Consider the following 15,747-nt stretch of genomic DNA (forward strand, 5'->3'; position numbering starts at 1 on the left):
AATCTGAAGATCTATATAACACACTCAATTCTTAGCAATCAAGCTATCAATAGTCTGTGATACATCTTGTAAAATCGTTTTCCATTTTTCTCTTAAAGTTTTGCTTAATCCAATATGGAACCTGATCTCATAAGGTTCCACTCCTATGAGATACCCCTTTATTGATTCTTTCTGTTGATACAATGATTGAAACAAGTGAAAGTTATGCGCTGAGATGTCTAAAGTTTGATATTCATGTAAATTGGCAAGTGGATAAACGGTAAGCTCCCCTGGTTCGTTTCCTGAAAATACAGCATCCACAATGAATACAAATGTAGCGTTCATTATTTGATCCATGCAGTAATCAATATCTGATTCCCCAATCAAAAAAGATACATGAGGTGTACGATTCAGCTTGGATAGTTGCTCAATTAGATCAATTCCAATTCCATCATCCATCATTAATATATTGCCAATACCTAAAACGAGTATTTTTTCCATTAAAACACCTTTATCGTTTTTACTTGTTTACCTGGACTATATACATGAGTCGCACATGACATACACGGATCAAAAGAACGAAGAATTCTGCCAATTTCCGCAGGTTTATCTGGATTCTGAATGGGTGTACCGACTAAAGCTTCTTCAGCAGTACCTCTATAGCCATTATCATCCCTAGTTGAAAAATCCCATGTGGAAGGAGTAATGATTTGATAGAAGGAGATTTTCTTATCTCGAATCTTTAGCCAATGGCCTAGTGCCCCTCTCGTTGTATCCACTAACCCCCTTCCAGATGCTAATTCTGGAAGTTCATATTTTTTTTGCACATCTACTCCTGGAATGATTTGCAGAAGTAATATTTTCATAATTTCTGTGATTTTCTTTGCTTCTAATGCTCTGGCAATCGTTCGATCCATAGCGGAAATTCCGTTGTTATACGCTCCACTTAATATTAATCTTGCCAACGGGCCGACCTCAAAAGGGAGACCCTTATATCTTGGTGCCTTCACCCAGGAATAGGCTTTTTCTTTGTCCATATCCGGCTCTGTCACTGCCTCATTTGGTTGATTGCTGTTATTTATTGAGTTGAAATAGGAGTAATCTATTTTTTCTTGAATTTTACTTTCATCAAATGCTTCAACAGATTCCATTGTGGATACAAGCGAATCCACATATAGTGTGCCTAACTCCTTATAATGGTTAAAAGCCCCGTAGGTTAAAAGGTTGCCATACCCTCCGCCCATGCGAAAATAGTCTGAATAGAAGCGCGCAATGTCATATACATCCGGGATCATTTTTTCATCAATAAATTTGGATATTTTATCCAAAATAGAATCGATATGAACGACTTTCTCTGCTGTTGCCTGTGTGGTTATCCCTCCAATAAAAACCCCATGATTATGGGGAGCTTTCCCGCCTAAAACAGCTAACATCTCGTGAGCTAAACGACTGAACTTGAGGGAATCAAAATAATGCTGTGTGATCCGGTCATTAATGTTTTTGGGTAATCGAAAGTCGTCATGGTCGGACTGGAAAAGAGAGTTTTGTTCAATCTTTACAAAGTCAGGAACAGTATACTGATAAAAATGGCGGATATGATTTTGTAAAAACTCACAACAATGGATGATGTCTCGTAAATATTTTCCTTGTTCCATCGGTTCAATGTTTAAAGCATCTTCTAAAGCACGGGATGAAGCCATGGAGTGGGCTGCAGAGCAAATGCCGCATATTCGCTGAGTAAAATAAACGGCATCGAACGGACTTCTGCCTACTAACATTTGCTCAAAGCCGCGAAATAAGTTTCCTTTTGTTTTGACATCAACAACTTGATTCTGGTCGATCACCACATCAATTTCCATAAAACCGCTAATACGTGTCAACGGATTAATCACGATTCTCTTACTCATTCTTCACCACCCTTGTCGTGTCATAGCTAATGAACGGCGCCATGGCATCTGGAAACCCAAACTGAGCACAGCCAATGCATGGCGTATTATCTCCTATCGGCCAATTCACATGACCATTCCATTGCCTTGTCGGACAATCCACTCTCGTCACAGGGCCTCGGCATCCAAGCTTAAATAAACATGTTTTATCCCCTAATTTTTCAGCAAAAATCCCACGGTCAAAAAACGGCCTTCTTGGACAACGATCATGGATAAGCGTGCTATAGAACATTAAAGGCCGGTCTAGGTTATCTGTTTCCGGCTCCCCATATAATAAAAGATGCGCTAATGTCCCTAAAAACCAGTCTGGATGAACAGGACATCCGGGAAGTTTAATCATCTTCTTGTTTGGCAGGACCTGTTGCAGCCCAACAGATTGGGATGGATTGGGTTTTGCTGCTGATACCCCTCCATGTGTGGCACAAGCCCCCACTGCAAAAATATGTGAAGCCTTTTCTCCGAGCATCTGTGCTGCTTGAAGGCCTGTAAGAGGCTTTCCTTGCCAGTTGCCGATAATATTGTATAAACCATTATTTTTTAACGCCACAGCTCCTTCAACTGCTAAAATATACTCTTCGTCCATCGCCTTTATTAGTTTCTCGATGGCCCGCTCTCCTTCAGCAGCCATTAAACTATTGCAAAACTTAAGATCAACCATCGAATTTAACGTGTACTCAAAGTCGGGATTCTGCCCGTTTAACAAGGAAATGATATTACCGGAACAACCATTTAATTCTAAATAAATCAGTTTTTTTTTCTTAATAGTCCCCTTTTTAAGGCTCTTTAGTGCCGTACTTGTTAACCTTTCCGCAATGGCTTCATTTGTTAAAGATTCTGGCGGCAAAATTTGTCCTTCCATTAAACCAACCTCCCTACAACGGGTAGTGCTGCTAAGATTGATTGTTGCCCAGCATGACAAGAAGCAAATTCCTGCGTATAATCTTTGCCTGCAATTAAGCCAAAGTGGGTAGCAGCAGCCCAGGCCCGGTTGTTAGTCACATCATAGACAATGCCATTGACCGCAACATAAGCAGGCCTCCCATTTTTCCCAGTAAATGTGGCCAATTCTCCAATAGTAAACGTACGTTGATTAGACAGTGATATAGGTGGAGTGGGTAAAGGAGTAATGGGAGGAATTTGTGACTGATATAATGCCCCTGAAAGACCTGGAATAGATGGTTGAGAAGATAAATTATGAGAACTAGTCTTAGCTTGATTTGCCAGCCAATCACTCAGAAAATGGATAGTAGATAGTGCATCCCATAACCGTTGAAGAATTTGCGGCTTCATGGAAGTGTCACTCAATGTAGATAACGTATAGATATCATGACGGGCTTGTGTAACAAGATAATTTATTTGCATTCTAATCATTTCGATGTTATTCATGATGTTCTCCCCTTTAGGCGGTTTCCTCCTATCCTATGCTTCCATATCAAAATGATTTAACAAATTCTAGGCAAAAGCTGGCCAGACAGGCGATTAAGTCTTCTTGTTGTGCCAACAGCTGTTTTTAAAAGTAATTTCCCTGATTGAATATGACAGGAAGTAATTTGACCAATCACACTTGCATCCTTTCCCATCTCATGATTCTTCAAGATATCAAGCGCCTTTTGTTTATCATTTGAATCCACGATGATCACTACTTTCCCTTCATTTGCTAGATAAAGAGGATCATAACCCAAAATATCACAGGCACCTTGAACATCCTTACGTACTGGAACTGAAGCTTCATCTACTTCAACTGTAATACGAAAGTCTTCACATAGTTCTACTAGTGCTGTGGCTAAGCCACCCCTTGTCGGATCCCGCATGATCCGAATCCCTTTGATTTCCTCCAAGAGTTCATGTATCAGGTGGTTTAATGATGCACAATCACTCTTAACATCTGTTAGCAACCCAAGCTCGTTACGTGCACTCAAAATTGCGACCCCATGATCCCCGATTGTTCCACTAATGATTACGGAATCTCCTTCTCGAATCGCTTCAGGTTTCAATCGATGTTGTTTTTGCATTACACCGATCCCTGTCGTATTAATAAATAGGCCATCCACACTCCCCTTTTCGACTACTTTTGTATCACCGGCGATGATGTTTACCCCGGCTCTTTCTGCTTCCCATGCCATCGTGTTGACAATCTCTTTTAGACTTTTTATTGGAAACCCTTCTTCGATAATAAATCCGGAAGTTATCACGTGAGGAATAGCACCACTTACAGCTAAATCGTTCACTGTTCCTGTGATCGCCAGTTTCCCTATATTTCCACCTGGAAAGAAAATAGGTTTTACCACGTAACTATCTGTTGTTACAGCGATTGTTTGTGAAGGAATGGCAAGAATGGCAGAATCAAACTGTGTTTGCTCTGAATGTCCAAATGATTGAATGAAGATCTCTTGTATCAGTTGGTGTGTTAATTCTCCACCTTCTCCATGAGCTAGACTAATTCGCTGCACTATGGTTACACCTCCCTCATGAATTGATAATGTGCCGCACAGGTTCCTTCTGTTGATACCATACAAGGACCAATAGGGTGGGTGGGAGTACAACCTTTATTAAACAGCACACACTCTTCTGGTGTAATTAATCCTCGAACGATTTCACCGCATCGGCATTTGGTTACTCTCGGCTCACCTACCAAAATGTTAAATTTCTTTTTTGCATCGTATTGCGCATATTGTTCTTTAAGTACTAATCCACTTTTAGGAATGGTCCCCATCCCTCTCCATGCTTCGTCATCCGCTTCTAAATATTCTTCCATTAAACATTGAGCAGCTGCATTTCCTTCATCTCTTACAACATATGTATAATCATTGATGATTTTAACCTTTTTTTCCAGCTGAAGATGCAGCAGCTTATAAATCCCACTGAGTAACTGAACGGGTTCAAATCCAGTAATGACACCCGAAATATCAAATTCTTCCGCTAAATAACGGTAGCTCTGTTTTCCTATAACAATGGAAACCTGACCAGGTAAAAGAAATCCATCAAGTTTTACATCTCCTGAACTAAGAAGGACTCTTAAAACAGGTTCCACCAATTTTGTTGTCATCCATATCGAATAATTCTTTAACTCCTTTCTTGTTGCCTCTCTAACAGCAAGAGCGAGAATTGGAATCGTTGTTTCAAATCCAATTCCTAAAAAAATGACTTCCTTATCTGGATTTTCTTCTGCTATTTTCACACTATCTAACGGAGAGTAAACGACTCTGATATCCTTTCCATCTGTTTTCGCTTTCATTAGGGTAAATTTAGAACCAGGAACACGCATCATATCGCCAAATGTACAAAGAATCGTGTTAGACTCTTCTGATAATTGAATCATCGCATCGATCGACTTTTGATCTGTGACACATACAGGACATCCCGGCCCAGCAATAAGGTGTACATAATCTTTCAATCTAGTTTTTATTCCTGTTTTGGCTAAGGCCATCGTATGTGAACCACATACCTCCATAAATACCGGGATTCTACCTTTTTCTTTTTTAAATTTCTTCGCTAAATCGATAACAGCCTCTACTGACTCACGAGTTAAGGTCGGTTCCGAAAAAAGTTCCATGTTTACCATCTAACACATTCCTCCATTCTTCTATACTTTCCTTGGCAAATTCCTCATCCACTATGGTCATGGCCTGCCCAGCATGGAGTAAAACATAATCATCTATCCTAACCTCTGGAACAAAAAAGATCCCTACATACATCCTCGAACCCATCACATCTACTAGAGCTGTTTGCCCTTCAATTTCAATAACTTTAGCCGGTACTCCTAAGCACAAATCCATTCAGCCCCTTCATTTTCTTTTATTATCCTTACAACTGATGAGCAGCAATGATAATTTGTCCTAGTGATAAGCCTCCGTCGTGACATGGGACTTGTCTATGTGTATATACGTTAAATCCTTCTTTTTGAAGACCTTTCTGAATCTCCCTGGCAAGAAAAACATTCTGGAAGGACCCTCCTGATAGGACGACCGTTCTATTTAATTCCGGTCTATTCCTCAATAGTTTTAAAATCATCTGTACACAGCAAGACACCAATGTGGTATGGAATTTCTGTATGATTGCAGGAATGGATTGTTGTTGGAGTTTATCTTGAATGATTTGATAAATCATAGGTGATAAGTCAAGTTGAAGTTGAGATGCAGTGTTTGTTTTTAAATGAAATGAGTACATCTTACCCGTACTTTCTAGTTTGGTTCTATTCATATAATCAGATAATTTAATCGCAGCTTCCCCTTCATACGTTGATATCGAACAGATTCCTAGTATGGCACTAACGGCATCAAACAATCGGCCACATGTTCCAGCCATAGGCGTATTCATCTGATGGACAATCATTTGTTCCATCATGTTTATTTCTGTTAATCTCTCAGGAAAAAGTTCCATACATAATTCTTTTCCCTCTTGTGGCCAGTAATAAAGCAGCATCCCCACTGCATTTCTCCACGGTTCTTTCACGGCTCTTTCTCCACCTGGAAGAGGAGTGTATTTCAGATGAGCCAATCGTTCAAAATATTTTGCATCTCCATATAGAAATTCAAATCCCCAAATATTTCCGTCTTCTCCGTATCCTGTACCATCTAATATAATCCCTAAACAAGGTTCGTTAAGACCGTTATCTTCCATACAAGATACATGGTGTGCATGGTGGTGTTGAATGGATATGATTTTACGGTTAAGTTTTGTTGCAATAGAAGTGGATGCGTATAATGGGTGCTTGTCGATAGCCATATATTTTTCTTTAACCCCTAGAAATTCTTTATAATGATGGAGTTGTTCTTCAAAAGAGTCAATCATTTCTTCGTTTTCTAAATTACCTACGTGAGGACTCATGACAATGTTATTCTGTTTTCCAACAGAAAATGTATTCTTTTGGTTTCCACCTAATGCAATAATATGATCCACATTGGATGTTGTTTTAAGCGGCTCTGGAACAAATCCTCTAGCACGCCGTACAAATATCGCATTTTCTGCATCACATTGAACAACGGAATCATCAATGGGAAAATCAATTTTACGGTTATGAGTTAAGATGTTATCACATATGTTTTGTAGGTGTTCTAAATGATCATCACTATATAACATGGGCAGACCAGAAGGATTAGCACTCGTCATCACGATACATTCTAATTTATGATTTTCAAATAAAAGATGATGTAAAGGCGTATAAGGCAGCATCACCCCAATAGTCGATAAACCGGGAGAAATATTTGGTGGTACTACTCCCTCTCTTTTTCTTTTTAAAATAACAATCGGCATTTCAGGGCTCGTTAGGAGGTTTTCTTCTTGGCTGGAAATAAAACAAAGATTTCTTGCCACCTCTATAGATTTAACCATGATCGCCAACGGTTTCTGTGGTCGTTTCTTTCTAAGTCTTAATTGGTCAACTACCTTCTCTTGATAAGCATCACAAGCTAAATGGAAGCCACCTATTCCTTTAATGGCCACAATCTTTCCTTTTTTGATTAGATCAACCGTTTGCGTAATGGCTGATTGATTTTCAGCCAATGTTTTCCCACCTTGGTTATAAAGCGTAAGTGTTGGTCCACAATCTGAACAACAAATAGGCTGAGCATGGTGCCGCCGATTCCATGGATCTTCATACTCCACTTCACAATCAAGGCACATAGTAAATTCCTTCATTGTCGTATTTGAACGATCATATGGAAGACGACTGATAATCGTATAGCGCGGTCCGCATTGAGTGCAATTAATAAATGGATAGTGAAAACGTCGATTATATGGGTCGTTCATTTCCTCCAAACATTTTTCACAAATCGCCGCATCCGCAGGTATCCAGGGAATAGACCTTCCGTTTTTCACGCTGGGAATAATCGTAAATTCTTTATAATGAGCGAGTGGAATTTGATGAATGTTGATCTCATTAATTTTCGCCAATTTAGGCGGAGACTTTTTGATTTCGTCCACCATTTTCTTTACCAGCCTTTCTTCTCCTTCTGCAATGATGACGACCCTATCGAAATTATTTTGGACTGATCCATTGAGATGATATTTTTTTGAAAGATTGTAGATAAATGGGCGAAAACCAACTCCCTGCACCTTCCCTTTCACGATTACTTTTATCGCTTTGTACATTGACGATAAGCATCCTTTATCCAATTGATCCATTCTTCCATCCCTTCACCCGTTTTGGCGGATAATGCTTTCAATTGCGCTTGTGGATTAATTTCTTGTAAATTTCTTATCGCTTCTTCTAAATTGAAAGATACATAAGGTAGGAGGTCGATTTTATTAATGATGGTTACATCTGTACGTCTAAACATGACAGGATATTTCGGGATTTTATCATTTCCTTCAGGAACACTTAAAACCACCACTTTATAATCTTGTCCTAAATCGTAACCAGATGGGCAAACTAAATTCCCAATATTCTCGATAAAAAGAATATCGACCGATTCTAGGTCAAATTCTGGTAATGTTTTTGCAATCATCCTTGCATCAAGGTGACAGCCTCCTACCGTATTGATTTGAACCGTTTTGATTCCTAGAAGACGTAATCTTTCTGCATCCCTCTCCGTTGCTAAATCACCTTCAATCACAGCCATATGAAACTCATCCCTTAACACTTTCATTGTTTCTTCAAGTAAAGTCGTTTTACCCGCTCCTGGAGAGCTCATTAAGTTAATGACAAGAGTATGGGTTTTTTTAAAGGTTTCTCTATTGAATGCAGCAGCCAAGTTTTGATCTTTTAACACATCTTCTTGCAGCTTAATTTTCACTATTCATCACTTCCTTCGTATGATTCAACCCTAAAGGTTTCACCGGAAACGAGTATACAATTTGCTAGTCCACACTTGGGACATAGTGCTATTCTATAGTCGGGGGTAAACTCTAACAGACACCTTTGACATTTTGCTTTCGCAACTTCACGTATAAAATGTAATTTCGTATTTTCATCTAGAATGCCTAATCCTTGTTTCCGAAAATGCAAAAATGCTAACTCTAGAGCATCAGGCAGTACATTTGATAAATCACCGACAATCACGTCTATTTTATCCACTTTGTTAAAACCATGTAGTCTAGCATCTTCTGAAACTATTTTAATAATCTCTGACATAAGCGACATCTCATGCATGCTTAACACCCTTCTATTATTATCTCTCCTAAATGTTTATGCTTAGCTTTATTAAATAGACCGCTTTATTTCATACCGAGTTTTTGGTAAAAGAAGGCTTGGGGTACGTTAAAAGAGGAATGACTTAGGAGGCTGATATGAAAAAGTATCCGATTTTATTAATAGCCATTATCTTATTAGTAAGTACAAATCAATTTGGCAAAGATGAATTCAATGAAAAAATTGCTAACTTGGAACACTACTTAAATAAAGAGGATTGGGTTCTTGCAAAAAAACAAATGGATGATTTGAGTAGTTATTATGATAAAAATCTTTGGAAAGTACAATTAGTAGGTGGGGAAGCTGAATATAAGGATCTTTATGAGACTATTAGCAGATTAAGGATACTAATTGAAGAAAAAGATCGTACAGATTCAAGGATGGAATTGGAAACTGTAAAAACGCTAATTGAACATATTTATTCATTTTAAGAAATATGCTAAGACTTACTGAGTCTCAGGCTTAGAAAAGTCTTTTTTTATTAGGGAACAAGCAGGTGATTACTCTAAAGGTCAGTGCTATTTGTCTCCGTAGTTCATGACAATTAATTAAGAGCCTCCCAACTCAGGGAAGGCTCTCTACTCACTATTACATCTTTAATTATCTTTTCTTACAAGTAGTGAACAGCACTCCACATGTGTCGTATTAGGTATTTTTTAAACCATTGTTTATTTTACTTTATTTAATTGATTTAAGTGTATATTATCCAATCCCTTCATTGCTTTTAGACTACTTTCATTCACTTAAAAAACTTAAGTGTGTGGTCATTTTGTGGTCATGTGGTCAAATTGTTATTACCTCAAATAAATGTATATACCTATTTTACGACTCAGATTTTTTATAAAGAATAACTTTGATTAGAGGAGGTTTTAAGTTCAAACCTCCACCTTTTCTAATATTGGAAATATAATAGCAAACCATATTCTTTAAGTTCTTTCATATTTGAATATAATTATGAAGAAACATGGATTAAAACAATCCTATAATTTAGAGATATATCCCTTTTATTTAAGAAGAGAAAATAAAGTTATATCCTTTCTATATGTTTCGTGGTCAATTATTGGCACCCATTATGGGTGTCAGTTTTAATTTCACTTAACCACTCGCATTTTACTTATTATATAGAAATAAAAAAGCACCTATTAGGCGCCTTGATATTATTTATTTGACAACTATTGTGGCTTTATAAGCGAGCATTTAAGAGTAAATTGAATTAAACTGAGGGAGTTTAAGTACAATTCTTCACAAAGTCACAGAAAAAAGAACCGATCTTCCTAATTAGGAAAATCGACTTTCCTTCTGTTATTAATTTAAAGGTGTTATTACTTAAAAACAGTTATTGGGTGGGTAAATGTCGCTCTTACAGAAACGGAATTCCTTCAGATGTACCGCCCCGAAGTTGATGCTGCTATCCCCTATCTTGAAGTCAACCATATTAGGCGCACATAAGAAGAGAGTTTTATAACGACGCTATGTCATTCTAAACTATTCTTAAGACATTCCACCATTTTCATTTTCTAAATATAGGAAGTTTAATTAAAATTGCTACATTTATCGTCCAAAAGAGCGACTGAAAGGTTGTCCTGATTGCACAATCTGACGTACATTCTTTAAACGGCGAGACTCATATTCCAAAAGAGCCTCAGCTGCTGCAGTTCCTTGTATTCCCTTTGCAACACAGTCGGCCAAGGTAGCAGCATCTTGTAATGAAGCATTAAATCCCGATGCAGTGAGTGGTGTAGGTACATGTGCAGCATCTCCAACGATTGCTATACGTCCTTTCACAAGATTATCAGGAACGTATTCGGCAATCGGTGTTCCTGTAAGGTTACGTGTTTGAATGCTATGAAGAGTCGCGTCTAACCATGGTTGAGGCCATCTAACAGAAGCTTGTTCAGCTAGCTCAATCAGTGTCTGTTCTGGAATGTCAGGAGCATTAAGTGAATGTCGCACAACATTTCCTTCCACACATCCAAGACGACGTAACAAATCATTTCGAGTGTTATCGTACCAAGCCCATCCTACTCGTCTTTGTCCTAGAGCGCGAGAACCGTCTGTTCCAGCAACAATAGAACCGAGTAAAAAGTCACCAATACCATCTGGCATAGTAGTCATCGGGGCATTACGACTAGGTCGATGTTCTTCAGGGATATCATTCTCATCTACAATAGCTACCCATATCAAGTATCCCGCAAAAGTTGCGTCCGGTTTATGCGGTGCAACATGATGTCGCACCGTGCTGCGGTGACCATCAGCACCAATCAAAATATCTCCGCGGAATGTCTCTCCCTTATCCGTCACAACCCAAGCAGAGTCGTCGTCCTGATTAACAGTTTGAACGCGAGTATCATAACGTAAGTCGATTCTAGGATCAGCTTCGGCTTCTGCGCGCAATCGAGACTGTACAGATGACCAAGCCTCAACAGACTTAATTCCACCAGAAGCAAGTTTTCTTAAGACTTTCGCTGTTATAGTTCGATCAATATCTCCACTGTCAACTTGAAGAACAGCGCCACTACGTGGTTTCGCTCCAGCTCTCTCTAAAATTGTAACATTTAACCCAACTCGCGCAAGAGCAATCCCTGCCATTAGTCCAGAAAGCGACGCACCGACAACTACAGCAGATTCATTTGCTTCTTGAATGAATTCGGTAAAAGTGTCATTGATTGATTCACTCAGGAAATTATCCTTTCCTACATTTTTTTCAGTCATTGTATTTTCTCCTTATCCTACAACTAACTTGCCCCGATAGTTGAAGAAGTCCCCCCTGTTTCAAATTATTGATTGATGTCGATAACTCTAGTAAAAAAGAAATATTTGATATTAACCAATTACATCTCTCCCGACATCGATAAAATAAATGGCTGTTGATTTATTTTTCGCGTACCTGGGATCGGAACAATCCACGGCTTTTGAGCTAGCAGCTAGGCAAGGGCAATTTGGGCAAGAGTTGCATTTTTCTGTTCTGTAACCTTTTTAAGTAAATCAACTAGAGCTTGATTTTCTTGAAGATGCTTTAACTAAGAATAGTTGAATAAGAACTCAATAATTTTTAAAAACAACCCGATAGAAGCTAAAGGCACTGTAAAAATGCCCTATTGAAAAAAGGTATAATACCTCATAATTGCAAGGGATTATACCTTTTTTCTTTTAGTCTCCATTTCAAACAGGTGTACAATCAATACTTTATAATCTATATAGCGCACTGATCCAGTGCAAGTGATCGCCATTATCGACAAGCCTCCCACGGTGATTCCCCCGATGTCGGCGCCCGTGGCAAAGCCGAGCTGTACGAAGGAACTGTACAGACTAAACATAATACCGAGTTGCAGGAATCAGTGAACCTAAAAAGAATAGACCAATTCCTATTTCCGTTTCTCCTTATAGTCAATATTGCAATTATGACGGATCGCTTACGCGGTGGCTCAGTGTGATCTTCGGAGCATACAGAAGTAATGGGCTCAAAACTTCCATAACTCTTGCCACATTAGGATGCTGAGCGTGTTCAGCAACAGCTTTTTCATTAACCCAACCGTCAAGGATATAGAAAGTGTTGGGGTCTTCAATCTTTTGGTATAAATCGTAGTAAAGGCACCCTTCCTCAAGACGTGCAGGTCCTACAAGTTCCAGGAGAAGTTCTTTTACCTTTTCGCGGTTCGGCGTTTCACAACTTACTTCGCAAATGATGTGTTGTTCGTCTGGTTTTAAGGTTTGCATTGGTCATCCCCCCTTTTTTAGTTAGCAGAGCCCGAATGTCATCTGGCTTTACGTTCAACGAGCAAAAGTATGTTGATCGACCACCGATCAATTTTTCCCCGCATACACTCGTGTCTGCCCGCCATCGACCACCAGATCAATACCCGTAATGAAGCTGCTCGCATAAGAAGCCAGAAAGACCACGGCGTCACCAATATCTTCCGGCGTCCCGACACGCCCTATAGGAATCTCACTCGTGACTCGTTGCGCGTAATCGGCCACCTGTTCTTCGGTCATTTTTTGCTCGGTGCGGTATCCCTCTGTCGGCACAACGCCCGGGCTAACCGAATTCACTCTGATGCCCCGATGCTTGAGGTCTGTGGTCCAGCTGCGTGCAAGCGAACGGACGGCTGCCTTGGTCGCCGCATAAACCGCAAAACCAGGAAGCCCCATGTCGGCGGTGATCGAAGCGTTCAGAATAACGGAAGCGCCGTCCTTGAGAATCGGAAGCATTGTCTGAACGGTAAAGATTACGCCCTTGATATTGACACCCAACAAGTGGTCGATGTCCTCCCCGGTGAGCTCTTCGAATGCGATGGGTTTGCCTCCACCAGCATTTGCGAAGATGATATCGAGGCCTCCGTGCTCTTTCTGGATGGTCTCGGCGAGACGCTCCAAATCGTCCTTCTTCGTAACATCAACAGCGATGCCACGCACCGATGTTCCGAGCCGCGCTGACGCCTGTTCAATCTGTTCTTGTCGACGCGAGACAATGTAGACGAATGCTCCCGCCTCGGATAAGCGCTTAGCAGCGCCGAAGCCAATCCCAGCGCTACCCCCTGTGACAAGTGCCACGCGTCCTTCCAATGTCTTTGATGTCAGTTTTCCAATATTCACATCTTCCATTAAGTCATCCCCACTTCCCCATAATTACATGTATTAAATATCATCTAAATGTCGTTATGTCACAATTAACTATGGCCAACGATTGCGTGCGGTACATACGGCTCTTCCAAGTATGCAACATCTTCCGGTGTTAACGAAACGGAAAGAGCAGCTACTGCATCTTCGAGATGAGAGATTTTTGTAGCACCGACAATAGGAGCTGTTACCGGTTCTTTCTGCAGCAGCCAGGCAAGGGCAATATGAGCGCGTGGAACACCATGTTTTTCTGCGAGTTCGGCAACACGTTCTACGATTAATCGATCGGCGTCTGCTGTTGCATCATACTTCGTTTTTTGAACTTGATCCGTTTCCGAACGAAGCGTTGTTTCCGACCAATCACGTGTCAATCTTCCCGATGCGAGCGGGCTGTATGGGGTGACGGCGATCTTTTCTTCCTTGCAGAGCGGCAGCATCTCCCTTTCTTCCTCACGGTACATGAGGTTTAGGTGGTTCTGCATGGATACAAACTTTGTCCATCCATTTTTCTCAGCCACATGAAGCGCCTTCTGGAACTGCCATGCGTACATGGCAGAAGCACCAATGTATCTTGCCTTGCCGGCCTTCACAACATCATGCAATGCCTCTATCGTTTCTTCGATTGGAGTATTGTAATCCCACCGATGGGTAATATAGAGGTCCACATAATCTGTACCAAGGCGTTTAAGGCTTTTATCAATTTCGCTCATAATCGTCTTTCGAGAAAGTCCAACACTATTTGGACCGTCGTGCATTGGAAAATGAACTTTTGTTGCAAGGACGATTTCATCCCGATTTGCAAAATCCCTTAAAGCACGTCCCACAAATTCCTCACTCATTCCGTCTGAATACACATTTGCTGTATCAAAGAAATTGATCCCTAATTCTAGTGCCTTTTTAATAATCGGACGGCTCTTCTCCTCATCAATTACCCATTTTTGGGGCCAGCGCTCTGATGGTACACCAAAGCCCATCGTACCCAGGCAAATCCGTGATACATCCAAACCTGTATTTCCAAGTTTTGCATATTCCATTTGTTTCATCCCTCTTTCTTATAGATGTAATATAGCTCATAAACGCTGTTTATCATTCGACAAACATCATTAAATAAACATGTATGGATATCAATTGTTAGCTTGCTTTTAAAGTTTACACTCACTTGTAATATTGTTCTCGGTACTTCATTGTATTAGAATTAAATATCATATTTACGGGTACCGATCATTCTCACGCTTTCAGGATCGTTATGATCAAAGATAAGGTTTTTTTTCGTATCTAAAGTAGTAATCGTCTCCATATCCTCTTGGCTTAATTCAAAGTCAAAGATATTTAAGTTTTCGATGATTCTTTCTTTACGAACAGTCTTTGGAATCACAATGACTTCTCTTTGTGTTAACCAACGTAAAATCACCTGACTAACGGATTTATTATACTTTTCTGCTATTGATACTAAAACTTCATTTTGGAAGATGTTATTTTTTCCTTGGGCAAAAGGACCCCAGGACTCTATCTGAACATTGTTCTCTTTCATAAATTTAGCACTTTCAATTTGCTGGGTGAAAGGATGTGTTTCAATCTGGTTTACGGCAGGAATCACTTCATTATGATCCATTAAATCTACTAGACGGTCCATCTTGAAGTTGCTGACTCCGATTGCCCTGATCTTTCCCTCACGATACAATTCTTCCATAGCACGCCAAGAACCATATACATCTCCAAAAGGCTGATGAATTAAAAACAAATCCAAATAATCCACTTGCAATTTTTCTAGTGATTTTGCAAATGCTTTTTTTGTATTCTCATAACCGGCATCCTGAATCCAAACTTTCGTAGTAATGAATATTTCCTCTCTTGGCACCCCACTCCGTTTGATTGCTCTGCCAACCGCTTCTTCATTTAGATATGCAGCAGCGGTATCAATCAGACGATAGCCTGCCATAAGGGCATCATAAACGCTTTGTTCACATTCATTTGCATCTTCAATCAGATAAACACCAAAACCGAGAATAGGCATCTCCACACCATTGTTCAAAATTACTTTTTGCATTTTGTAATCCTCCTAATTCTTTTATTATT

The 15,747-nt window shown here is 39.8% G+C and carries 16 protein-coding genes; 1 reads left to right on the plus strand and 15 read right to left on the minus strand.

All coding sequences use genetic code 11. The features are described from left to right. Positions 1–24 precede the first annotated feature (24 nt). From WCV66_RS01480 to WCV66_RS01525, 10 genes are read right to left on the minus strand one after another with little or no spacing between them, the layout of a single operon-like run. The gene (locus WCV66_RS01480; protein WP_338787733.1) at positions 25–480 is read right to left on the minus strand and encodes a hydrogenase maturation protease; all 456 of its coding nucleotides are present in this window, start codon (positions 478–480) and stop codon (positions 25–27) included. Then, positions 480–1,886, minus strand: coding sequence for a nickel-dependent hydrogenase large subunit (locus WCV66_RS01485; protein ID WP_338787734.1), 1,407 nt, complete (start codon positions 1,884–1,886; stop codon positions 480–482). The genes WCV66_RS01480 and WCV66_RS01485 overlap by 1 nt, the downstream gene beginning before the upstream one ends. Beyond that, on the minus strand, positions 1,879–2,769 hold the full coding sequence (locus tag WCV66_RS01490; RefSeq protein ID WP_338787735.1) for a hydrogenase small subunit: 891 nt from the start codon (positions 2,767–2,769) through the stop codon (positions 1,879–1,881). Before WCV66_RS01490 ends, WCV66_RS01485 begins: the two co-directional genes overlap by 8 nt. A gap of 14 nt (positions 2,770–2,783) precedes the next feature. Beyond that, positions 2,784–3,311, minus strand: a complete 528-nt coding sequence (locus WCV66_RS01495) for a cytochrome b5 domain-containing protein (RefSeq protein WP_338787736.1) — start codon at positions 3,309–3,311, stop codon at positions 2,784–2,786. Positions 3,312–3,367: 56 nt separating this feature from the next. Next, the gene (gene hypE / locus WCV66_RS01500; RefSeq protein WP_413789624.1) at positions 3,368–4,375 is read right to left on the minus strand and encodes a hydrogenase expression/formation protein HypE; all 1,008 of its coding nucleotides are present in this window, start codon (positions 4,373–4,375) and stop codon (positions 3,368–3,370) included. Between the two features lie 5 nt (positions 4,376–4,380). After that, entirely contained in the window at positions 4,381–5,487 is a 1,107-nt protein-coding gene (gene hypD / locus WCV66_RS01505; RefSeq protein WP_338787737.1) for a hydrogenase formation protein HypD, read from the minus strand. Continuing rightward, positions 5,444–5,695, minus strand: coding sequence for a HypC/HybG/HupF family hydrogenase formation chaperone (locus WCV66_RS01510; RefSeq protein WP_338789382.1), 252 nt, complete (start codon positions 5,693–5,695; stop codon positions 5,444–5,446). The genes hypD and WCV66_RS01510 overlap by 44 nt, the downstream gene beginning before the upstream one ends. Before the next feature lie 34 nt (positions 5,696–5,729). After that, entirely contained in the window at positions 5,730–8,015 is a 2,286-nt protein-coding gene (gene hypF / locus WCV66_RS01515) for a carbamoyltransferase HypF (protein WP_338787738.1), read from the minus strand. After that, positions 8,000–8,659 (minus strand): hydrogenase nickel incorporation protein HypB, encoded by a 660-nt coding sequence (hypB, locus tag WCV66_RS01520; protein WP_066333627.1) that lies wholly within the window; start codon positions 8,657–8,659, stop codon positions 8,000–8,002. The genes hypF and hypB overlap by 16 nt, the downstream gene beginning before the upstream one ends. Continuing rightward, on the minus strand, positions 8,659–9,015 hold the full coding sequence (locus tag WCV66_RS01525; protein ID WP_191560419.1) for a hydrogenase maturation nickel metallochaperone HypA: 357 nt from the start codon (positions 9,013–9,015) through the stop codon (positions 8,659–8,661). Before WCV66_RS01525 ends, hypB begins: the two co-directional genes overlap by 1 nt. A gap of 137 nt (positions 9,016–9,152) precedes the next feature. On the opposite strand from WCV66_RS01525, the gene WCV66_RS01530 reads away from it, so the two are divergent. Further along, positions 9,153–9,485, plus strand: a complete 333-nt coding sequence (locus WCV66_RS01530; protein ID WP_338787739.1) for a DUF4363 family protein — start codon at positions 9,153–9,155, stop codon at positions 9,483–9,485. 1,120 nt (positions 9,486–10,605) lie between these two features. Here the strand turns inward: WCV66_RS01530 and WCV66_RS01535 are convergent. From WCV66_RS01535 to WCV66_RS01555, 5 genes are all read right to left on the minus strand, one after another. Next, a complete protein-coding gene (locus WCV66_RS01535; protein WP_338787740.1) occupies positions 10,606–11,766 on the minus strand; it encodes an NAD(P)/FAD-dependent oxidoreductase in 1,161 nt (386 codons plus the stop codon). 687 nt (positions 11,767–12,453) lie between these two features. Next, positions 12,454–12,771 (minus strand): putative quinol monooxygenase, encoded by a 318-nt coding sequence (locus WCV66_RS01540; protein ID WP_338787741.1) that lies wholly within the window; start codon positions 12,769–12,771, stop codon positions 12,454–12,456. Between the two features lie 87 nt (positions 12,772–12,858). After that, positions 12,859–13,656: an SDR family NAD(P)-dependent oxidoreductase gene (locus WCV66_RS01545; RefSeq protein ID WP_338787742.1), complete on the minus strand. Its 798-nt coding sequence runs from the start codon at positions 13,654–13,656 to the stop codon at positions 12,859–12,861. Between the two features lie 65 nt (positions 13,657–13,721). After that, entirely contained in the window at positions 13,722–14,705 is a 984-nt protein-coding gene (locus WCV66_RS01550; protein WP_338787743.1) for an aldo/keto reductase, read from the minus strand. A gap of 161 nt (positions 14,706–14,866) precedes the next feature. Next, entirely contained in the window at positions 14,867–15,718 is an 852-nt protein-coding gene (locus WCV66_RS01555) for an aldo/keto reductase (RefSeq protein ID WP_338787744.1), read from the minus strand. Positions 15,719–15,747: the final 29 nt, after the last annotated feature.

Source organism: Metabacillus rhizosphaerae (assembly GCF_037201795.1).
Classification (GTDB): Bacteria; Bacillota; Bacilli; order Bacillales; family Bacillaceae; genus Metabacillus; species Metabacillus rhizosphaerae.